21 protein-coding genes are annotated in these 20689 nt (G+C 43.2%); 18 read left to right on the top strand and 3 right to left on the bottom strand.

The genetic code is table 11. The annotated features are described in order from the left end of the window. The first annotated feature begins 47 nt into the window (after positions 1 to 47). Together aceB and aceA are read left to right on the top strand one after the other, a co-directional pair. Entirely contained in the window at positions 48 to 1640 is a 1593-nt protein-coding gene (gene aceB / locus CTN07_RS02685; protein WP_418005637.1) for a malate synthase A, read from the top strand. Positions 1641 to 1720: 80 nt separating this feature from the next. Beyond that, positions 1721 to 3028 (top strand): isocitrate lyase, encoded by a 1308-nt coding sequence (gene aceA / locus CTN07_RS02680; protein WP_005300821.1) that lies wholly within the window; start codon positions 1721 to 1723, stop codon positions 3026 to 3028. 83 nt (positions 3029 to 3111) lie between these two features. Here the strand turns inward: aceA and CTN07_RS02675 are convergent, their stop codons facing one another. After that, complete coding sequence (locus tag CTN07_RS02675) at positions 3112 to 3588, bottom strand: CBS domain-containing protein (protein WP_036764324.1); 477 nt, start codon at positions 3586 to 3588, stop codon at positions 3112 to 3114. A gap of 182 nt (positions 3589 to 3770) precedes the next feature. Between CTN07_RS02675 and CTN07_RS02670 the strand changes: the two genes are divergently transcribed. The 6 genes from CTN07_RS02670 to secF all read left to right on the top strand — a co-directional run bounded on the left by CTN07_RS02670 (position 3771) and on the right by secF (position 10761). Continuing rightward, positions 3771 to 4880, top strand: coding sequence for a trypsin-like serine protease (locus tag CTN07_RS02670; protein WP_005300818.1), 1110 nt, complete (start codon positions 3771 to 3773; stop codon positions 4878 to 4880). A gap of 94 nt (positions 4881 to 4974) precedes the next feature. Continuing rightward, positions 4975 to 6027, top strand: coding sequence for a tRNA preQ1(34) S-adenosylmethionine ribosyltransferase-isomerase QueA (gene queA / locus CTN07_RS02665; protein ID WP_036764323.1), 1053 nt, complete (start codon positions 4975 to 4977; stop codon positions 6025 to 6027). A gap of 380 nt (positions 6028 to 6407) precedes the next feature. After that, positions 6408 to 7541, top strand: coding sequence for a tRNA guanosine(34) transglycosylase Tgt (gene tgt / locus CTN07_RS02660; RefSeq protein WP_005300811.1), 1134 nt, complete (start codon positions 6408 to 6410; stop codon positions 7539 to 7541). A gap of 23 nt (positions 7542 to 7564) precedes the next feature. Next, on the top strand, positions 7565 to 7903 hold the full coding sequence (gene yajC, locus CTN07_RS02655) for a preprotein translocase subunit YajC (RefSeq protein WP_005300808.1): 339 nt from the start codon (positions 7565 to 7567) through the stop codon (positions 7901 to 7903). A gap of 43 nt (positions 7904 to 7946) precedes the next feature. After that, positions 7947 to 9800 carry a protein translocase subunit SecD gene (gene secD, locus CTN07_RS02650; protein WP_036764322.1) on the top strand — a complete coding sequence of 618 codons (1854 nt, stop codon included), beginning with the start codon at positions 7947 to 7949 and terminating at the stop codon, positions 9798 to 9800. Positions 9801 to 9813: 13 nt separating this feature from the next. Beyond that, complete coding sequence (gene secF, locus CTN07_RS02645) at positions 9814 to 10761, top strand: protein translocase subunit SecF (protein WP_036764321.1); 948 nt, start codon at positions 9814 to 9816, stop codon at positions 10759 to 10761. 506 nt (positions 10762 to 11267) lie between these two features. Here the strand turns inward: secF and CTN07_RS23210 are convergent. Beyond that, positions 11268 to 11393 (bottom strand): hypothetical protein, encoded by a 126-nt coding sequence (locus tag CTN07_RS23210; protein ID WP_256593851.1) that lies wholly within the window; start codon positions 11391 to 11393, stop codon positions 11268 to 11270. 81 nt (positions 11394 to 11474) lie between these two features. Next, positions 11475 to 12278 (bottom strand): inositol-1-monophosphatase, encoded by an 804-nt coding sequence (gene suhB, locus CTN07_RS02640; protein ID WP_005300799.1) that lies wholly within the window; start codon positions 12276 to 12278, stop codon positions 11475 to 11477. Between the two features lie 269 nt (positions 12279 to 12547). Between suhB and trmJ the strand changes: the two genes are divergently transcribed. The 10 genes from trmJ to pepB all read left to right on the top strand — a co-directional run bounded on the left by trmJ (position 12548) and on the right by pepB (position 20673). Beyond that, entirely contained in the window at positions 12548 to 13279 is a 732-nt protein-coding gene (gene trmJ / locus CTN07_RS02635; protein WP_005300796.1) for a tRNA (cytosine(32)/uridine(32)-2'-O)-methyltransferase TrmJ, read from the top strand. Positions 13280 to 13389: 110 nt separating this feature from the next. After that, positions 13390 to 13911: a Fe-S cluster assembly transcriptional regulator IscR gene (iscR, locus tag CTN07_RS02630; protein ID WP_005300793.1), complete on the top strand. Its 522-nt coding sequence runs from the start codon at positions 13390 to 13392 to the stop codon at positions 13909 to 13911. A 31-nt stretch (positions 13912 to 13942) separates the two neighbouring features. Then, a complete protein-coding gene (locus CTN07_RS02625; protein WP_005300792.1) occupies positions 13943 to 15157 on the top strand; it encodes an IscS subfamily cysteine desulfurase in 1215 nt (404 codons plus the stop codon). Between the two features lie 37 nt (positions 15158 to 15194). Next, positions 15195 to 15581, top strand: a complete 387-nt coding sequence (gene iscU, locus CTN07_RS02620) for a Fe-S cluster assembly scaffold IscU (protein WP_005300790.1) — start codon at positions 15195 to 15197, stop codon at positions 15579 to 15581. Between the two features lie 17 nt (positions 15582 to 15598). Continuing rightward, positions 15599 to 15922, top strand: a complete 324-nt coding sequence (iscA, locus tag CTN07_RS02615; RefSeq protein WP_036764320.1) for an iron-sulfur cluster assembly protein IscA — start codon at positions 15599 to 15601, stop codon at positions 15920 to 15922. 75 nt (positions 15923 to 15997) lie between these two features. Further along, positions 15998 to 16513: a co-chaperone HscB gene (gene hscB / locus CTN07_RS02610; protein ID WP_036764319.1), complete on the top strand. Its 516-nt coding sequence runs from the start codon at positions 15998 to 16000 to the stop codon at positions 16511 to 16513. Positions 16514 to 16647: 134 nt separating this feature from the next. Further along, positions 16648 to 18501: a Fe-S protein assembly chaperone HscA gene (gene hscA / locus CTN07_RS02605; protein WP_036764318.1), complete on the top strand. Its 1854-nt coding sequence runs from the start codon at positions 16648 to 16650 to the stop codon at positions 18499 to 18501. Positions 18502 to 18503: 2 nt separating this feature from the next. Further along, on the top strand, positions 18504 to 18842 hold the full coding sequence (fdx, locus tag CTN07_RS02600; RefSeq protein WP_005300762.1) for an ISC system 2Fe-2S type ferredoxin: 339 nt from the start codon (positions 18504 to 18506) through the stop codon (positions 18840 to 18842). Between the two features lie 62 nt (positions 18843 to 18904). Then, positions 18905 to 19099, top strand: coding sequence for a Fe-S cluster assembly protein IscX (gene iscX, locus CTN07_RS02595; protein WP_085999142.1), 195 nt, complete (start codon positions 18905 to 18907; stop codon positions 19097 to 19099). Positions 19100 to 19386: 287 nt separating this feature from the next. Continuing rightward, complete coding sequence (pepB, locus tag CTN07_RS02590; RefSeq protein WP_005300759.1) at positions 19387 to 20673, top strand: aminopeptidase PepB; 1287 nt, start codon at positions 19387 to 19389, stop codon at positions 20671 to 20673. Positions 20674 to 20689: the final 16 nt, after the last annotated feature.

Below are 20689 nucleotides of genomic sequence, written 5' to 3'. Positions count from 1 at the left end.
TAGAAGTGGTTATTAACTTACAAATGAGGGGCGCTATGACAATGCCAATGAATCATCAAATGAAATTGTCATTACAGGTGGCGATAACCGATGCACAACAAGAGATTCTAACAACAGAAGCGCTGTCTTTTCTTGAGCAGTTAACGGATCGCTTTGCTGCTCAGGTATCTGATCTGCTCCAAGCCCGTGAGCAGCGCCAAGCTCTGATTGATAATGGTCAATTACCCGATTTTTTACCTGAAACGCAATCTATCCGTGATAGCGAGTGGCAGATCCAATCGATTCCTAAAGATCTTCAAGATCGTCGCGTGGAAATCACAGGGCCTGTTGAACGGAAAATGGTGATTAATGCTCTTAACGCCAACGTGAAAGTTTTTATGGCCGATTTTGAAGACTCTTTTTCTCCCGTTTGGGATGAAGTGATCCAAGGTCAACGTAATTTACGTGATGCTATATTAGGTTCAATAAGTTATACCAACCCGACAACTGGTAAACACTATCAACTCAAAGATGACCCCGCGGTGCTTATTTGTCGCGTTCGTGGTCTGCATTTACCTGAGAAGCATATCTATTTTAATGGAATGCCAATACCGGGGGCTTTGCTTGATTTTGCCTTGTATTTTTATCACAACCATCGAGCTTTACTAGAAAAAGGCAGTGGGCCCTATTTTTATCTGCCTAAATTGCAGTCCCATCAAGAAGCGGCGTGGTGGAGCCAAATCTTTAGCTTTACCGAAGATCTGTTTGAGTTACCTCGTGGCACTATTAAAGCGACCGTATTGATTGAAACGCTGCCTGCTGTATTTGAAATGGATGAAATTCTTTATGCGCTAAAAGAGCACATTGTTGGCCTTAATTGTGGTCGTTGGGATTACATCTTTAGCTATATTAAGACCTTAAAAAACTATCCTGATCGTGTATTGCCAGACCGCCAGGTGGTGACCATGGAGAAACCATTCCTTAATGCTTATTCCCGACTGTTAGTTAAAACATGCCATCGTCGTGGTGCATTTGCGATGGGAGGAATGGCAGCCTTTATTCCCGATAAAGATCCTGAACGTAACGCGTGGGTACTAAATAAAATCCAAACAGATAAATCATTAGAAGCCCATAACGGTCATGATGGTACGTGGGTTGCGCATCCTGGCTTAGCTGATACTGCACGAGCGGTGTTTGATCAAGTTCTTGGCTCTCGCTCTAATCAATTGGATGTGACTCGTAGTGATGATGCTCCTATTACAGCAAGCGAGTTGCTGGCTCCTTGTGAAGGAGATCGTACAGAAGAGGGAATGCGACACAATATTCGGGTTGCTGTGCAATACATCGAAGCGTGGATTTCAGGTAATGGTTGTGTACCTATCTATGGCTTGATGGAAGATGCGGCAACAGCAGAGATTTCTCGCGCTTCTATCTGGCAGTGGATCAAACACGGTAAAGCACTTTCTAACGGTAAAGTGGTCACTAAAGCCTTATTTGAGCAAATGCTTGCCGAAGAAATGGCTGTCTTGGAGCAGGAATTAGGTAGCCGTATTTTTGAACAGGGAAATTATCAGCAAGCGGCGAAATTTATGAATGAAATAACAACCAGTGATGAGCTAGAAACCTTTTTAACTCTACCTGGGTATCAGTATTTAGATTAATGAAATAAAAGTGAATTAGATGAAATTGAAATAGACGATATAGAGATGCGAGTGATCGCGGTTAGCATGAGGGATGAGACATGACACTAACACGCCAACAGTTAATTGAAGCAATTGAAAAAGATTGGGCTGAAAATCCACGCTGGAAAAATGTAAAGCGTACTTATTCGGCTGAAGATGTGGTCAATTTACGAGGTTCAGTACTGCCTGAGCATACCATTGCTCAACGCGGAGCCGACAAGCTATGGGATTTAATCAATGGCAGTGCAAAAAAAGGGTATGTGAACTGTTTAGGTGCTCTAACGGGTGGACAAGCGGTGCAGCAAGCCAAAGCGGGTATTGAGGCGATCTATTTATCCGGTTGGCAGGTAGCTGCTGATAATAATAGTGCATCGGCCATGTATCCTGACCAATCTCTCTATCCTGTTGATTCGGTCCCTGCTGTGGTTAAGCGAATCAATAATTCATTTCGTCGTGCAGATCAGATTCAGTGGGCTAACGGTGTAACGCCAGAAGAGGGTGTTGATTATTTCTTACCGATAGTGGCCGATGCTGAAGCCGGATTTGGTGGGGTGTTAAATGCCTACGAACTAATGCGACATATGATAGAAGCCGGGGCGGCTGGGGTTCATTTTGAAGATCAGCTCGCTTCGGTGAAAAAATGTGGTCATATGGGAGGGAAGGTTTTAGTTCCAACCCAAGAAGCGGTGCAAAAATTGGTTGCTGCACGTTTAGCGGCCGATGTAGCAGGAACCACGACTTTGGTTATTGCGCGAACCGATGCGAATGCGGCAGATTTATTAACATCTGATTGCGACCCTTATGACAAAGATTTTATTGTAGGTGAGCGTAGTTCAGAAGGCTTTTATCGTGTTCGTGCTGGTATTGATCAAGCCATTGCACGTGGTCTAGCTTATGCTCCGTATGCTGATATGGTGTGGTGTGAAACCGCGACGCCGTGTTTAGAAGAAGCGCGTAAATTTGCTGAGGCGATTCATGCGCAATATCCCGATCAGATTTTGGCTTATAACTGTTCTCCATCGTTTAATTGGGAGAAAAACCTTGATGCAAAAACCATTGCTGAGTTCCAACAAGCTCTCTCGGATATGGGGTATAAATACCAGTTTATCACCTTAGCGGGTATTCATAATATGTGGTTTAACATGTTTGAATTGGCCCATGCGTACGCACAAGGTGAAGGTATGCGTCATTATGTTGAAATGGTGCAGCGTCGCGAATTTGAATCGGCAGATAAAGGCTACACGTTTGTTGCTCATCAGCAAGAAGTGGGAACGGGCTATTTCGATAAGATGACCAATATTATTCAAGGTGGTAATTCTTCGGTAACGGCATTAACCGGATCAACAGAAGAAGATCAGTTTAAATAATCATAAAGAGCGTTAGATGCTAGGTAAAAAAATAGCCGTGATAAACATTGCGGCTATTTTTCTATAAGTGATATGAGAGTCTTTTAATCAATAAAATCATGATCTAAGACCGCATCATCATCTTGTTCAATAGGGTCAATTTCTTCTTGTAATTCAAGCAAGTTAATTGCAATAGAAACAAAGTCACTATCAGTAATAATGCCAATTAATTGTTTGCCTTTAAGTATCGGTAAGCAACCTATCTTATGTTTTTGCATATAGATAGCTGCTTCTTTTAATCCTGCATGAACATCAACACTGCGCAGTGATGGGTTCATACAATCACCAATTAACGCATCAAGTGCACTTTGGGTCTGCGTTAGTGCGGCTGACTCAAGGCTTGACTCTTGTGCAGCTAAGATATCTCGCTGTGAAATAAGGCCGACTAACTCACCTTGATGATTGGTAATAGGAACATGACGAATACCACAGAGCTGCATCAAGTCCTTTGCATCATCTAAGGTGTGATCTGGTGATAGGGTATGAGGATTGGGTGTCATCATATCGGCAACAGTAAACATAACAACCTCCTTGGGCTTTTTGCATCCTTTCTGTGCTTCTTTTGACTGTACTCAATAAATACCGTTTCGCCTATGACGAGTATCAAACTTTATCAATGTTGTTATTTTGTGTTTATTTTGTTTTGTGTTGGTAACTATTTGTCTACGATTAATAAGACGGTGCACTGACAAGGATGCTCTTTATGAAAAGATCCAATTACTCTTTTATTAGCCAAACGCTGTTCCGGTTTGCTCTATTCTGGGTGATGTTTTTCTCTTCTGCGGTGTTTGCTCTGGTTACACCTAAAATTGTTGGTGGTAGTTCGGGAGCATCACTGCCATGGCAGGCTTACTTAAAGATAAATTCTCAGGGACAAACCTACACGTGTGGCGCGGTTGTGATTGGATCTCATACCATTTTAACCGCGGCACATTGCTTAGAATTTAACGATAAGATCGTCACTCCAAGTCAAGTCTCAGTTTGGACAGGAATTACTCAGACATCACAAGCAAGCTATAGCTCATCTTTACCCGTTAAGCGCATTGACCTTCATCCTTTGTTTGATAGCGATACTTTTATTAATGATATTGCGGTCATTTCTTTAGTTGATGAGGTGACATCAAATGCCATTCCAATTACGTTAACACAGCCTGATGAGCAGCAAGAGATGGATACTCAATTTGCTTTAACTTGGGTTACTAATGGTAGCCGCGAAGGAAATCTTCTGGTTTCTGGTTGGGGAAGTACCGATCCAACATTGAATGACACTTCTGGCTCTTCCCAACTGCTGGCTACGGTGCTTTCTGGTGTTCCTGATTCCATTTGTCGCAGCTTGTGGGGGGGCTTTATTTCACTCGATGAAAGCACACAATTTTTATGTGCAGCAGCCACCGCACCATGGAAAGATCAAGACAGTTGCCTAGGAGACTCAGGAGGCCCTCTTATTTGGCAAGATCCGCAACACAGTAATGACAGTGATTATGGCTTACGTTTAGCGGGAATTGTCAGTTTTGGTGATGGCTGCGATGGTAAGCGTCCTGGTGGTTATACTGAGGTGTCACACTATTATTCTTGGATTGCCTCTCATATGGATGAGGAACTCCAACTAAGTAATCAAGCGGTGTTTACTGAAAATCCCTTTACTCGTTACGACGAAGATGGCGATTTGCTCGATGAGTTTCAAGATGCTTTAGATGATGCCCAAGATGGACTGCAACAATTAGAGGATAATATTGATAAATATACTAGTGGTGGTTCACTTTCTTGGTTTACTCTTCTTGGCGTGATGTTTTTGGCGTGGCGTAGACGATGATTATCGTAATGTAAGTCTTTGCTTCTTATTTGCCCTTGATATTGCCTAAAGGTCGCATATACTACCTGCCTGCTGCAAATTAGGGTTAATTATGATGCAAGTTTCTGATTTTGATTTTGACTTACCGGATGAGCTAATTGCTCGTTATCCTCAGCCTGAGCGTACTTCTAGCCGTTTACTGCAACTTGATGGTAACAGTGGTGATATTGCGCATAAGACATTTAAAGATGTGTTAGATCTGGTTAATCCAGGCGATTTGATGATCTTTAATAACACACGAGTAATTCCTGCACGTATGTTTGGTCGTAAGGCATCAGGTGGTAAGTTAGAGGTACTTGTTGAGCGTATGTTAGATGAGAAGTCGATTCTCGCTCATGTTCGTGCATCAAAATCACCAAAGCCGGGTACTGAGTTATTGCTGGGCGAAAATGATGAGTATTCAGCAGAAATGGTTGCTCGTCACGATGCATTGTTTGAAATCCGTTTTAACAGTGATAAAACCGTATTAGAAATTTTGGATGAAGTAGGTCACATGCCTCTTCCTCCTTATATTGATCGTCCTGATGAAGATGCGGATAAAGAACGTTACCAGACGGTTTATAATGCCAAACCTGGTGCAGTAGCCGCTCCAACAGCCGGTCTTCACTTTGATGATGCACTACTTGCAGCATTAAAAGAGAAAGGCGTTAACTTTGCATTTGTGACTTTGCATGTTGGTGCAGGTACATTCCAACCTGTACGTGTTGATAATATCGATGATCACCACATGCACTCTGAATATGTGGAAGTTCCAGAGGAGGTTGTGACTGCAATCAATGAGACCAAAGCAAACGGTGGTCGCGTTGTGGCTGTAGGTACAACATCGGTTCGTTCACTAGAAAGTGCCGCACAAGATGCAGTAAAAAATGGGACCGAATTAAAACCATTTTTTGGCGATACCGAGATCTTTATCTTCCCAGGTTACCAGTTCCAATTAGTGGATGTTCTTATTACTAACTTCCACTTACCAGAATCAACCTTGATCATGCTAGTAAGCGCATTTGCTGGTTACGAGCATACAATGAATGCTTACAAAGATGCGGTTGCAAACCAATTCCGCTTCTTTAGTTATGGTGATTCTATGTTTGTGACTCGTAAGACTCTGTAATACTTTACTTATCGTTGCTTACATAAAAAATGTAATAAAGTTTCTCTAAGTGATATTTCTAAGCTAAAACTCGCTAATATATGTTGGCTTAGTTGCAATCACTCAGTGAGAATTAAGGCTGCTTTTGTTAAAATGGCAGCCTTTGTTGTCTGTATGCGGTAAAAATCGCAATAGACATATACCCAAGTAACCTCAAGCAGCGAGGTTCAGTGACAACGCTCTGAATCCTGCATCTTGAAGTCACTTGGGTATAGAATACCGCGGCTTGTTTTGGGTTTTATCTCAAACAAGTTTGCGAAACCTCTCGAGCTCAAGCTGGTGGGGTAGGGTCCCGTAATGGGAATAACGTCAGATTGTTTCTCTGGCTTTTGGAGGCCTTTGTGAAATTAAAATTTGAATTAGACAAAAAGCAGGGTAATGCTCGTCGCGGTCGTTTGATCTTTGAACGCGGCACAGTAGAAACCCCAGCTTTCATGCCTGTAGGTACTTACGGTACTGTTAAGGGTATGACTCCTGAAGAAGTAAAAGATACTGGAGCTCAGATTCTACTTGGTAACACTTTCCACCTATGGTTACGCCCTGGTCAAGAAGTGATGAAATTACACGGTGATCTGCACGACTTTATGCAATGGCAAGGTCCTATCCTTACCGATTCAGGCGGCTTCCAAGTATTTAGCTTAGGCGATATTCGTAAGATCACTGAAGAAGGTGTGCATTTCCGTAACCCTGTAAACGGTGACAAGATTTTCATGGACGCAGAAAAGTCGATGGAAATCCAAAAAGACCTAGGTTCTGATATCGTAATGATCTTCGACGAGTGTACGCCATATCCTGCGACACACGACGAAGCGAAAAAGTCGATGGAAATGTCTCTTCGTTGGGCTCAACGTAGCCGTAACCACTTTGATAAGCTAGATAACCAAAACTCACTGTTTGGTATCGTACAAGGTGGTGTTTACGAAGATCTACGTGACGTTTCTGTTGAAGGCCTAACTAAGATTGGTTTTGATGGTTACGCAGTGGGTGGTCTGGCGGTTGGTGAACCAAAAGAAGATATGCACCGCGTACTAGAGCATACTTGTCCACAGCTTCCAGAAGATAAGCCTCGCTACCTAATGGGTGTGGGTAAGCCAGAAGACTTGGTTGAAGGTGTTCGTCGCGGTATCGATATGTTCGACTGTGTAATGCCGACTCGTAACGCACGTAATGGTCACCTATTTGTGACTGGTGGTGTTGTTAAGATTCGTAACGCGTCACATAAAACAGATACAACGCCTTTAGATCCGCAGTGTGACTGTTACACTTGCCGTAACTATTCTAAAGCGTATCTACACCACCTAGATAAGTGTAATGAAATTCTAGGTGCACGCTTGAATACTATCCATAACCTTCGCTACTACCAGCGCTTGATGGCAAGTATCCGTAAGGCGATTGAAGAAGATCGTTTCGATGCATTTGTAGAAGAATTCTACGCGCGTCGTAACCGAGAAGTACCACCTTTACAAAAAGGTTAATTGTTAAACGAGGACGTTATTAAATGAGTCTTTTTATCTCTAATGCTTACGCAGCAGCTGAAGGCGCAGCACCTCAAGGTAGTAGCATGCAGCTATTTATCATGCTTGGTCTGTTCGCTGTTATTTTCTATTTCATGATTTATCGTCCACAGGCTAAGCGTGTGAAAGAGCACAAAAACCTGATGGCGTCCATGGGTAAAGGTGACGAAGTTCTAACTAATGGTGGCCTACTTGGTCGAATCACTAAAGTGTCTGCAGAAAGCGATTACATCGTGATTGCACTTAACGATTCTACTGAAGTAACTATCAAGAAAGACTTCGTAACTGCAGTGCTACCAAAAGGCACTATGAAGTCTCTATAAGACTTCAAAAATAAACACTTATTCGCTTTGAAGGATCATAGCAGTGCTTAACCGTTATCCCCTGTGGAAGAACCTGTTGGTCGTGTTCTCACTGATCATCGGTTTGCTTTATGCACTTCCCAATGTATACGGTGAAGATCCAGCGATACAAATCACCGGGGCGCGTGGCGCCTCGGTTGATATGGCCGCTTTGGATACTATCACCGCCGATTTGAAAAAAAATCACATCTCTTATAAATCTGTTGCTTTAGAAAAAGGCACAGTTCTCGTCCGATTCAATGACACTGATACTCAGATCAGCGCTCGCGATCTTCTAAACCAAGACCTTGGTGAACAATATGTTGTTGCTTTAAACCTAGCACCAGCTACACCTAAGTGGCTTGAAGATATTGGCGCAAACCCAATGAAGTTGGGTCTGGATCTTCGTGGTGGTGTTCACTTCTTAATGGAAGTGGATATGGACGCGGCGATGGAAAAGCTTCTTGGTCAACAAGAAGATACGTTCCGTACTGAATTACGCGAAGCGAAAATTCGTTATCGAGCCATCGACAAAACCAAAGATTCTGTTGTTGTACGTCTTCGTGATGCAGAGCAAGTAGAACAAGCCAAAAATGCACTTGAAAAGCTGCATCCTGACATGGTGTTTGTCGAAAACGATAGCAAAGGACGTTACCTTCTTACCGCCACTTTTACTGAAGCCCGTTTGCAGGAAATTCGTAATTACGCAGTTGATCAAAACATCACTATCTTACGTAACCGTGTTAATGAGTTAGGTGTGGCAGAGCCTCTAGTTCAACGCCAAGGTGCTAACCGTATCGTGGTTGAATTACCTGGCGTACAAGATACTGCTCGTGCAAAAGAAATCTTGGGTGCAACAGCGACACTTGAATTCCGTGAAGTTGATAGCTCAGCCGATCTTGGTGCGGCAGCGGCTGGTCGAGTTCCTGCGGGTAGTGAAGTGAAATTTACCCGTGATGAGCGTCCAGTTGTGTTGAAGAAGCGCGTTATCCTATCGGGTTCACACATTACTGATGCAAGTTCTAGTGCCGATGAATACGGTCGTCCTCAGGTTAACATCTCTCTAGATGGCGAAGGCGGCAGCAAAATGACAGCGTTCTCGCGTAATAATGTTGGCAAACTCATGGCAACAGTATTTACCGAGTACAAAGACAGCGGCAAGCGTTCACCTGATGGTAAAGTTGTGTTGGAAAAACACGAAGAAGTGATCAACCAAGCAACGATTCAGACGGCTTTAGGTCGTAACTTCCGTATCACGGGTATCGATACTCAAGCTGAAGCGCACAACCTATCTTTACTATTGCGTGCTGGTGCTTTGATTGCGCCAATCTCAATTGTTGAAGAGCGTACCATTGGTCCATCTATGGGTCAGCAGAACATCGATATGGGTGTTCAAGCGTGTATTTGGGGTATGGTTGCCGTAATGATCTTTACACTTGTGTACTACAAGGCGTTTGGTCTGATCGCTAACCTCGCATTGGCTATGAACTTGGTTCTGATCATTGGCATTATGTCGATGATTCCAGGTGCAACCATGACTCTCCCAGGTATCGCAGGTATTGTATTAACCGTAGGTATGGCGGTGGATGCTAACGTTCTTATCTTTGAGCGTATTCGTGAAGAATTGCGAGAAGGGCGAAGTCCACAACAAGCTATCCAGCAAGGTTATGCGAACGCTTTCAGTACGATTGCCGATGCCAATATCACCACCTTAATTACAGCAATTATTCTCTTTGCGGTAGGTACAGGTGCGATTAAAGGTTTTGCGGTAACACTATCTATCGGTATCTTAACATCGATGTTTACTGCAATCGTATGTACCCGTGCTGTTGTTAACTGGCTCTATGGCGGTAAGCGCATAGATAAGTTGTCGATCTAAGGAGACGCAGAAAATGAGACAATTATTGAATGCGGACAAAGTGATCGACTTTATGCGCTGGTCGAAACTGGCTTTTGCTTTTTCGATCTTAATGGTATCCCTATCTATCGCGACAGTGGCAACCAAAGGGTTAAATTGGGGTCTAGACTTCACTGGCGGTACGCTGATTGAAGTTAGCTTTGAGAACCCAGCTAACTTAGGTCAAATACGTGAAGCGTTAGAGAAAGCGGATTTTGGTGATGCGGTAGTCCAAAACTTTGGTACTGCTCGTGACGTGATGGTACGCCTGCAGCCTCGTGATGGGGTGAAAGGTGAAGTGCTTGGTGGGCAGATTATCTCAGCCTTAAAAGAGGGCACTGGGCAAAACGTTGAGATGCGTCGTATTGAGTTTGTTGGTCCTAACGTGGGCGATGAACTGGCAGAGGCGGGTGGCTTAGCTATCTTGATCTCTCTGCTTTGTATCTTGATGTATGTATCACTTCGTTTCGAATGGCGTTTAGCTGCTGGTGCGGTAATGTCATTGGCTCACGATGTTATCATCACGGTTGGTATTTTCTCTTTCTTACAAGTAGAAGTCGATCTTACCATTGTTGCGGCACTGTTGACGGTTGTTGGTTACTCACTTAACGACACCATTGTTGTATTTGACCGTATCCGTGAAAACTTCCGTAAGATGCGTAAAGGCAATGCAAGTGACATCATCAATAGCTCTATTTCGCAAACATTAAGTCGTACCTTAATTACATCGGGTACAACGTTATTTGTGGTTATTGCCTTGTTCTTAAAAGGCGGAACCATGATCCACGGTTTTGCAATGGCGCTTCTGATTGGTATTACGGTCGGTACTTACTCTTCTATCTATGTGGCTTCTGCATTAGCGCTGAAACTGGGTATTACCCGTGAGCACTTAATGCCGCCTCAAGTTGAGAAAGAAGGTGAAGAATTTGACGCAATGCCATAATCGCATTGATTGATGATTCTATAAGAAAACGGAGCGATTGCCGCTCCGTTAAGCTCAAAAGGATCGGTTAAATGATCCTATAGATGCGTAAAAATCCAAGTGTATTTAATGCACTTGGATTTTTTTATGGATGCTTTTTAAGCTCTAACGTTATGATTTACTTCCCATCGAACTTATTGATGAAGCTTATTTTCTCACTGAGTACAAACGGCCTACCCATGTTATTTGTCTTTTTAAGGCTGTGGCGTTTTCTTTTTTGAATGTGCTCCAATCTATTAGGGTTGCATAGTTGGTTCAAGATGATTTGATTAGTCGCTCTATTCAAATCATAACGTGATTCGAATAGGTGTTTTTATCTAATCGTATTGTCGTACGAAGATTTTTCATGCACTCCAAGATCGAAATCCCAATTAACAACATCACAACAGCTTGATTTTATAGGCTGAGAAATTATCTATTAATGATGTTGTTACGGTGAACAGAAATAACTATTTCATCATCATGACCTAATCGGCCTGTTTCGGACGCTTTCTTATTTTTCTTGATTTACGATCTGTTCGCGATTCATCAAGGGTTCTAAAAATTGATGCCCGCTCTTGTTCTGTGAAGCTCTCTTTTTTCTTTTCTAACATCACAACTTCTCCACTTTAGATACAAAAACGCCCCAAAGGTAATGAATACCATTTGGGGCGTTCTTTTAACTAAATAAAAACTTACTTAGTTAGTGCTTCGCTACCGTTTTCACGGATTTTAGCTAAGATAGACTTAACTACGCGAGCGTTACCAGCAACAAGGTTACCTGAAGTTAGGTAGTTAGTGTTGCCTGTAAAGTCAGTACAGATAGCACCAGCTTCACGAGCGATTAGTTCACCTGCAGTGATTTCCCAAGGCTTAAGACCTAGTTTAACAACAGCATCAACGCGAGCTGCTGCTAGGTAACATAGGTCAAGAGCGCTACAACCAGATTGACGCATATCGTCACACTCTACAAATAGAGCGCCCTGGATTTTTTGGAAGCTTTCAGCGTGCTGTTTAGCTGCGAAAGGAAGACCTGTAGCAACAACAGTTTCAGCTAGGTTACGAGGTTCAGTTGCACGGATACGTTGGCTGTTGATTTGAGCACCAGCGCCACGAGTTGCCGTGAATAGCTCGTTACGAGAAGGATCGTATACTGCAGCAACTTCAGTACGACCACGCATGCGTAGTGCAACAGAAATTGCATAGTGAGGGTAACCACGAGAGAAGTTACGAGTGCCATCTATTGGGTCAATGATCCACTGACAATCTTTATCTCGGCCTTCTTTAACAACACCAGATTCTGCACTTGTGATGCAGTGGTCTGGGTAAGACTTAAGGATTGTCTCGATGATGATAGCTTCCGCTTCAAGATCGATATTAGTAACAACGTCATTGCCTTTTTTTGCAACAGTGATTGCTTGAGTTTTTTCTAAAGATTTAATGACATGGTCACCAGCCTTTCGTGCAGCACGAATGGCAATATTAAGCATAGGATGCATAGGATCTTCCCAACAGATGTTAAAGAACTAAAAAGCGGCGGCGAGTATATCAGAGATCACAAAAAAGGGAAGTGGTGATTTTTTAATCTTGTTAAAAAAATAGCCGTAGAAAAAGATAATGAGAATGATTTCATATTGCTATTTTGATAAATAAACTAGCAATCAATAGGTTGTGACTATTAGACATATAAAAGATATGTTTTCTCCTTTTTTGCTTAGGCTGTGGTAGAATTGTCGGGTTTGAAAAATAGTCGGAAAATTGCTTCGTCATGTTAGAAAATATTCGTATTGTCCTGATCGGAACCTCCCATTCAGGAAATATAGGTTCTGCTGCTCGCGCTATGAAAGTAATGGGCTTAACCAATTTAGTCTTGGTTGATCCTGCTTGTGAAATTGATGAACAAGCGATGGCTTTAGCCGCTGGCGCATCAGATATCGTAGAAAATGCAACAATAGTTAAGACACTCGATGAAACAATTGGTGATTGTGGTCTTGTGATTGGCTCCAGTGCCCGTTCTCGTACACTAGAATGGCCACAATTGGATCCCCGGGAATCTGGGATCAAAACCGTTAATGAGTCGGCATCTCATCCAGTGGCAATCTTGTTTGGTCGTGAGCGTACTGGCCTAACTAATGATGAATTACAGAAGTGCCACTGTCATGTTTATATTCCTGCCAACCCAGAATATAGCTCGCTTAATCTAGCGATGGCGGTACAAACCATCAGTTATGAAATTCGTATGGCACATTTAGATGCGATTAAGTATCAAGGCGATGCGAAGGTAGAAGAGTACCCACGCGCAAAAGAGCTGGAATTATTCTATCAACACCTTGAAAAGATTTTGGTGAAGACCCAGTTTATAAATGTTAAGCAACCTGCAATGGTGATGGCGAAATTACGTCGTTTGTTTACGCGTGCTCGACCAGAATTACAAGAGCTTAATATTCTACGTGGTGTGCTGTCATCGGTTGAAAAGTCTCTGCCAAAGAGTGAAAAATAACCATTTTTTGTTCATGGTTAAAAGTCTGACTAAATTACTCAACTATTTACTTGACCGATTTAGTCAGGCATGCGACACTCGCCTTATATTCACACAAGGGTAGTAGTGTTATGAGACTGACTTCTAAAGGAAGATATGCTGTAACGGCTATGTTGGATGTAGCGTTACATTCACAAGATGGGCCGGTACCTTTAGCTGATATTTCTGAGCGCCAAGGTATCTCACTATCTTACCTTGAACAATTATTTTCTCGCTTACGTAAAGCCGGTCTTGTTGCAAGTGTTCGTGGTCCTGGTGGCGGTTATCGCTTAGGGGATGACGCTAATAAGATCGCAGTAGGCATGGTTATCGCGGCTGTTGATGAATCTGTTGACGCAACTAAGTGTCAAGGAAAGGGTGACTGTCAGGGTGGAGCGCGTTGCTTAACTCATACGCTTTGGCGTGATCTCAGTTCCCGTATTAGCGGCTTTTTAAACAACATCACCTTAGGTGAGTTGATGGAAGACAATGATGTGCAAGCCATTTCAGATCGTCAAGATCAAGAGCTTATTGCTCTAGGCCAGAAAACATCGTTTGGACATAAAAAAACGCACGACAGCGCCACAACAATAGGTGTCGATGTCCGCTCCTAGAGACGAGACGTTCGTGTTTTCGGAGAAGAAGATGAAACTGCCAATTTATTTTGATTATTCAGCTACTTGCCCTGTAGATCCTCGCGTTGCAGAAAAAATGATGCAGTGCCTGACTATGGACGGCACTTTTGGTAACCCAGCGTCACGTTCGCACCGTTATGGTTGGCAGGCAGAAGAAGCGGTAGATAATGCGCGTGAGCAAATCGCCGAGCTTCTTAACGCTGATCCTCGTGAGATCGTATTTACATCTGGTGCTACTGAATCAGACAACCTTGCAATTAAAGGTGCTGCTCACTTCTATAATAAGAAAGGCAAGCACGTTATTACTTGTAAGACAGAACACAAAGCGGTTCTTGACCCATGTCGTCAACTAGAGCGTGAAGGTTATGAAGTGACTTACCTTGCGCCAGAAGCTAATGGTCTTATTGATATGGCTAAGCTTCGTGATGCTATGCGTGAAGACACAGTTTTAGTTTCTATTATGCACGTCAACAATGAAATCGGTGTTATTCAAGATATTGATGCAATCGGTGAAATGTGTCGTGAAAATAAAACCATTTTCCACGTAGATGCTGCACAATCAGCGGGCAAGTTACCAATCGATGTTCAGAAAACCAAAGTAGATCTTATCTCTCTTTCTGCACATAAAATGTATGGCCCTAAAGGTATTGGTGCGCTGTATGTTCGCCGTAAGCCTCGTATTCGTCTAGAAGCACAAATGCACGGCGGTGGTCATGAGCGAGGTTTCCGTTCAGGTACTCTACCAACTCACCAAATCGTGGGTATGGGTGAAGCTGCTCATATTGCTAAGCAGCAGATGGAACAAGATTACCAACACGCAGTAACACTACGTAACCGTTTCCTAGAAGCGTTGGGCGATATTGAAGCAATGACCATTAATGGTGATTTAGAACATCGTCTACCAAATAACCTAAACATTAGCTTTGCATATGTTGAAGGTGAATCGCTTCTGATGGCCCTAAAAGATCTTGCGGTATCTTCAGGTTCTGCATGTACATCAGCAAGTCTTGAGCCATCTTATGTACTACGTGCTTTAGGTTTGAACGATGAGCTAGCACATAGCTCAATTCGTTTCTCTTTTGGTCGCTTCACAACAGAAGAAGAAGTAGACTATGCCGCTGCACAAATTAAAGGTGCAGTAGAGAAACTTCGCAGCATGTCTCCACTATGGGATATGTTTAAAGAAGGTATCGACCTAAACACAGTTGAGTGGGCTCACCACTAATCTTTAGCGGTTATTAAATATTTCGAGGAAATTCATCATGGCATATAGTGAAAAAGTAATCGATCATTATGAGAATCCGCGTAACGTGGGCTCATTTGATAAAGGCGACAAGAACGTTGGTAGTGGCATGGTTGGCGCTCCAGCATGTGGTGACGTAATGCAACTTCAGATCCGTGTATCTGATGGCGGCATTATCGAAGACGCAAAATTTAAAACGTATGGTTGCGGTTCTGCCATTGCATCAAGCTCTCTAATCACTGAGTGGGTTAAAGGTAAAACGCTTGACGAAGCAGCATCTATTAAAAACGCAGCTATTGCAGAAGAGCTAGAATTACCACCAGTGAAAGTTCACTGTTCTATCCTAGCTGAAGATGCAATCAAAGCAGCAATCAGCGACTACAAGAAGAAACACGAACAAGATTAATACCTGAGAGGGGTTGTATGGCCATTACTATCACTGAAGCGGCAGCAAGTCGCGTTTCTACATTCCTGGCAAATCGCGGCAAGGGCATTGGCCTTCGTTTAGGCGTGCGCACTTCAGGATGTTCGGGAATGGCTTACGTCCTTGAGTTCGTTGATGAACTTGAAGAAGGTGATGAGATGTTTGAAGAGAAAGGCGTGAAGATTATCGTAGATGCTAAGAGCATGCTTTATCTTGACGGCACTGAGCTTGATTTTGCCAAAGAAGGGCTAAATGAAGGCTTTAAGTTCAACAACCCGAACGTATCAAGCGAATGTGGTTGTGGTGAAAGCTTCAACGTCTAATCGTCTATGTAGTTTAATTAAACCTGACTGCTATCTTGGTTGTCAGGTTTAGTTTTTAAAGATATCTGATGCGATATGAATCATTTCGAACTATTTGGACTTCCTTTCCTATTTGCTTTAGATAACCAAGAGTTATCAACGCAATTTAGAGAATTACAGCGTCATTTCCACCCTGATAATTTTGCTATGGCTTCTGAGCGCGATCGTATGATGGCGATGCAGAAAGCAGCACAAATTAATGATGCCTTCCAGACGCTAAAAAATCCGATTTCTCGTGCAGAATATATGCTTTCTGAACGTGATGAAGACATTCGTGGCGAACAAAAAACGCTACAAGATATGGACTTCTTGATGCAGCAAATGGAGCTTCGCGAAGCGTTAGAAGCTATTGCTGAACAAGAAGAACCAGAATCTGCTCTTGCTGATTTTGACCAGCAAGTATCATCTATGTACCGATCTTATCTACAACAGTTAGAGCAACTGTTAAATCAAGAACAATGGCCACTTGCGGCAGATTGTGTACGTAAATTGAAGTTTATAGCTAAGCTTCGTGATGAAGTTGAGCAGTTAGAAGATAAACTATTTGGTTAACGCTAAGTATAAATAATACTAAGTCTACTGATATTGTTTGATGATTGAGAGATAGACTTGGTATAACCCAATGACAATCGCGATCTAGATACGGAGCGTTATTGTCATTGGCTATATAACCTATAGGAATGATAATGGCACTGTTACAGATTGCTGAACCCGGTTTAAGTGCTGCACCCCATCAACATAAATTGGCGGTGGGTATTGATTTGGGTACCACAAACTCTCTTGTTGCTGCTGTTCGCAGTGGTGTACCAGAAGCGCTTAGTGATGAGCAAGGCCGCACTATTTTGCCTTCAGTTGTACATTTTGGCTTAGAAGATACTCTCGTTGGCCATGAAGCTCGTGCAATAGCCCAACAAGATCCAACGAATACTATTGTCTCAGTAAAACGTCTGATGGGGCGCTCTCTTGCTGATATTGAGCAGCGTTATCCTCAACTTCCTTATGAGTTTGAAGCCTCTGAAAATGGTTTGCCTTTACTGAAAACATGTGTAGGTAAAATCAACCCAATCCAAGTTTCTGCCGAAATTTTAAAATCCTTGGCTGATCGTGCAACCAAAACTTTAGGTGGCGATCTTGAAGGTGTGGTGATTACTGTTCCGGCATATTTTGATGATGCTCAGCGAGCAGGTACCAAAGACGCAGCTAAGTTAGCAAACCTTAATGTATTACGACTGCTTAATGAACCTACAGCGGCAGCTATTGCTTATGGTCTAGATTCAGGCCAAGAAGGGGTTATCGCGGTTTACGATTTGGGCGGTGGTACCTTTGATATTTCTATTTTGCGTTTATCAAAAGGTGTGTTTGAAGTATTAGCAACTGGCGGTGATTCTGCGCTTGGTGGTGATGACTTTGATCATCTGATTGCCGAGTGGATTTTGTCGCAAGCTGGTATTGAGCAAGCTCTTACTGCATCAGAGCGCCGCGCTCTACAAGATATTTCCCAAGCGGCAAAAGAAGCGCTTACTGATTCTGATTCAACCGATGTGACTTTCTTAGGTTGGCAAGGTCAGTTAACTCGTGAGCAATTTGACGAGCTTGCTCGCCCGCTGGTTAAGAAGACGCTAATGTCTTGCCGTCGCGCACTAAAAGATGCTGATATTAGCTCTGAAGATGTGCTCGAAACCGTGATGGTTGGCGGTTCAACTCGTGTACCGATTGTGCGCGAAATGGTGGGTGACTACTTTGGTAAAACGCCACTAACCTCGATTGACCCTGATAAAGTGGTCGCCATAGGTGCTGCGATCCAAGCTGATATTTTAGCGGGCAATAAGCCTGATTCTGAAATGCTATTACTGGATGTGATTCCGCTTTCTCTTGGTATTGAAACCATGGGTGGCTTGGTTGAGAAAATCATTCCGCGTAATACCACAATCCCTGTTGCTCGCGCGCAAGAATTTACGACGTTTAAAGATGGTCAAACCGCGATGTCCGTTCACGTAGTACAAGGTGAGCGTGAAATGGTATCTGATTGTCGTTCTCTTGCTCGCTTTACGCTACGTGGAATCCCTGCAATGGCAGCAGGTGCGGCGCATATTCGAGTTACTTATCAAGTCGATGCTGATGGTCTGTTGTCTGTAACAGCAATGGAGAAAAGCAGCGGCGTACAGTCTACGATTCAGGTTAAGCCATCTTACGGTCTAACTGATGATGAGATCGCAACCATGATCAGCGACTCAATGACTTACGCACAAGATGACAAAGATGCTCGTGCATTGGCTGAACAACGAGTTGAAGCTGATCGCGTGCTAGAAGGTTTGATTGCTGCTCTAGCGGCTGATGGTGAAACGTTACTGAGTAAAGAAGAGCGTGACGCCCTAGAAGCGGTAATGATGGAATTGGTTCAGTTACGTCAGGGTGAAGATGCCCGCGCAATTGAAGCCGGTATTAAGAAAACAGATAAAGCTAGCCAAGACTTTGCTGCTCGACGTATGGATCAATCTATTCGCCGTGCGCTTGCTGGCCAGTCAATTGATGAGGTTTAAGCATGCCTAAGATTGTTGTACTGCCAAATGAAGATCTATGTCCTGAAGGTGCAGTGTTAGAAGCCAAAGCTGGTGAATCGGTACTGGATGTAGCACTGCGTAATGGTATTGAAATTGAGCATGCTTGTGAGAAGTCGTGTGCGTGTACAACCTGTCATGTAATTATTCGTGAAGGTTTTGACTCTTTAGAAGAGAGCGACGAGCTAGAAGATGACATGTTAGATAAAGCATGGGGTCTTGAGCCAGAATCTCGTCTAGGTTGCCAAGCTTTGGTTGCTGATGAAGATTTGGTGGTAGAAATTCCACGCTATACAGTGAACCTTGCTAAAGAGAATCACTAACTAAAAGAGGCCGTCCATTGTGACGGTCTTTTTGTATCTAAGTAGGAGAAAAAGATATGAGCTTGAAGTGGACGGATTCGCGTGATTTAGCTATTGAACTATGTGATTTACATCCTGATGTTGATCCAATGACAGTACGATTTACCCAACTACGTGAGTGGATTATGGAGTTAGATGGCTTTGAAGATGAGCCTAGCCATTGTAGCGAAAGAGTACTAGAAGCTGTTCAAATGTGCTGGATAGATGAAGCTGATTAATTTTTCTGTGGTGAGCTGGCCTTCTATGGGTGAGCTCATCATTTATTAAGTGCAATAGAGTGGCCGCTTTTGGGATAATGCTTGCTATTAACTGATGACTTTCCCCTCAAACTATTCTTTTTTCACCTCTATTTAGGCTTTTTTTGTTGTATTTTTGCCGTTAAACCCCCATAACATTAAACAATACGATAACAGTCTTGTGATGTTATCTTTTGCTGAACGTTTATGCACCTATCTGTATTTTGTATTCTTTCGTGCATACGATGTCTTTACTCAAGGAGTGGTACATGTCTACCAATATGCTTGTTTTTCTCTCTCAACAACCTGCTGATGATAAGTGGGGCAACAATGCCTTAGTGAGCTTTGATGCTAATGGTGCTGTTATTCATCTAACGGGCTCCGATCCATTACTCACGATTCAGCGTGCCGCACGTAAGTTAGATAGCCAAGGTATGAAGCAACTTGAGCTGGCAGGTGATGGCTGGGAACTTGAGCGTATTTGGGCATTTTTACTGGGTCAGCGTAGTTCAAAAACCGTTAAAACAGCAACATGGCCTACGCTATCTGAAGCCGAAGAAACAGAACTGGCTGCACGATTACAGACAACTAACTGGGTTAGAGGGATCATCAATCAACCTGCTGATGAGGTTCGTCCGTCACAACTTACTGCTCGCGCTGCTGAGTTTATTAAATCGTTAGCGCCTGAGCATGTTACCTACAAGATTATTAAAGGTAACGATCTACGCGATGAAGGTTGGAATGGTACCTATACCGTTGGTCGTGGTTCGGATCACCGTCCTGCGATGTTACGCCTAGACTACAACCCAACCGGAAACCCTGATGCACCTGTTTTTGCTTGTTTAGTGGGTAAAGGCATCACATTTGATTCTGGTGGTTATAGCATTAAACCATCAGCAGGCATGGCTGCAATGAAAGCGGATATGGGGGGTGCTGCGCTGGTAACAGGTGGCTTAGCAATGGCTATTGCTCGTGGTTTGAATAAACGAATCAAATTGGTACTGTGCTGCGCGGAAAACATGATCTCAGGTCGTGCTGCAAAATTGGGCGATGTGATCACCTATAAAAATGGTAAGACAGTTGAGATTTTAAATACCGATGCAGAAGGTCGTTTGGTTCTTGCCGATGGTCTGATTTACGCGAGCTCTCAAAATCCAGAATTGATCATCGACTGTGCGACCTTAACGGGAGCGGCAAAAATGGCCGTAGGTAATGACTACCACTCGCTACTGACCTTCGATAATTCGCTGGCACAAAAAGCATTATCAGCAGCACAAGCCGAAGGTGAAGGTATGTGGCCTCTACCTCTTGCAGAAATCCACCGTGGTATGTTGCCATCTAACTTTGCTGATCTAGCCAATATCTCATCGGGTGACTTTATGCCAGGTGCAAGTACAGCTGCGGCATTTTTATCTTACTTTGTTGAAGATTATCACCAAGGCTGGATGCATATTGATGCTAGTGCCACTTACCGCAAAGGTGCTAATGATATGTGGGGCGCAGGAGCAACAGGCGTTGGTGTGCGTACTTTAGCTAATATTTTAACGCAAGAATAATGATTGATTTAACGCC

It is taken from the genome of Photobacterium damselae (genome assembly GCF_003026815.1).
Taxonomy (GTDB): Bacteria; Pseudomonadota; Gammaproteobacteria; order Enterobacterales; family Vibrionaceae; genus Photobacterium; species Photobacterium damselae.
The sequence above is the reverse complement of the archived record's forward strand: the minus strand, read 5'-3'. Positions and strand labels throughout refer to the sequence as shown.

What these genes read in the sequence shown, in the direction of transcription:
- yajC (WP_005300808.1), top strand. Translation starts at nt 7,565, where the DNA reads ATGAGTCTTTTTATCTCTAATGCTTACGCAGCAGCTGAAGGCGCAGCA.
- iscU (WP_005300790.1), top strand. Translation starts at nt 15,195, where the DNA reads ATGGCATATAGTGAAAAAGTAATCGATCATTATGAGAATCCGCGTAAC.
- hscA (WP_036764318.1), top strand. Translation starts at nt 16,648, where the DNA reads ATGGCACTGTTACAGATTGCTGAACCCGGTTTAAGTGCTGCACCCCAT.
- aceA (WP_005300821.1), top strand. Translation starts at nt 1,721, where the DNA reads ATGACACTAACACGCCAACAGTTAATTGAAGCAATTGAAAAAGATTGG.
- fdx (WP_005300762.1), top strand. Translation starts at nt 18,504, where the DNA reads ATGCCTAAGATTGTTGTACTGCCAAATGAAGATCTATGTCCTGAAGGT.
- aceB (WP_418005637.1), top strand. Translation starts at nt 48, where the DNA reads ATGAATCATCAAATGAAATTGTCATTACAGGTGGCGATAACCGATGCA.
- iscR (WP_005300793.1), top strand. Translation starts at nt 13,390, where the DNA reads ATGAGACTGACTTCTAAAGGAAGATATGCTGTAACGGCTATGTTGGAT.
- CTN07_RS02670 (WP_005300818.1), top strand. Translation starts at nt 3,771, where the DNA reads ATGAAAAGATCCAATTACTCTTTTATTAGCCAAACGCTGTTCCGGTTT.
- suhB (WP_005300799.1), bottom strand. Translation starts at nt 12,278, where the DNA reads ATGCATCCTATGCTTAATATTGCCATTCGTGCTGCACGAAAGGCTGGT.
- trmJ (WP_005300796.1), top strand. Translation starts at nt 12,548, where the DNA reads ATGTTAGAAAATATTCGTATTGTCCTGATCGGAACCTCCCATTCAGGA.
- CTN07_RS23210 (WP_256593851.1), bottom strand. Translation starts at nt 11,393, where the DNA reads ATGTTAGAAAAGAAAAAAGAGAGCTTCACAGAACAAGAGCGGGCATCA.
- CTN07_RS02625 (WP_005300792.1), top strand. Translation starts at nt 13,943, where the DNA reads ATGAAACTGCCAATTTATTTTGATTATTCAGCTACTTGCCCTGTAGAT.
- hscB (WP_036764319.1), top strand. Translation starts at nt 15,998, where the DNA reads ATGAATCATTTCGAACTATTTGGACTTCCTTTCCTATTTGCTTTAGAT.
- pepB (WP_005300759.1), top strand. Translation starts at nt 19,387, where the DNA reads ATGTCTACCAATATGCTTGTTTTTCTCTCTCAACAACCTGCTGATGAT.
- secF (WP_036764321.1), top strand. Translation starts at nt 9,814, where the DNA reads ATGAGACAATTATTGAATGCGGACAAAGTGATCGACTTTATGCGCTGG.
- queA (WP_036764323.1), top strand. Translation starts at nt 4,975, where the DNA reads ATGCAAGTTTCTGATTTTGATTTTGACTTACCGGATGAGCTAATTGCT.
- iscA (WP_036764320.1), top strand. Translation starts at nt 15,599, where the DNA reads ATGGCCATTACTATCACTGAAGCGGCAGCAAGTCGCGTTTCTACATTC.
- CTN07_RS02675 (WP_036764324.1), bottom strand. Translation starts at nt 3,588, where the DNA reads ATGTTTACTGTTGCCGATATGATGACACCCAATCCTCATACCCTATCA.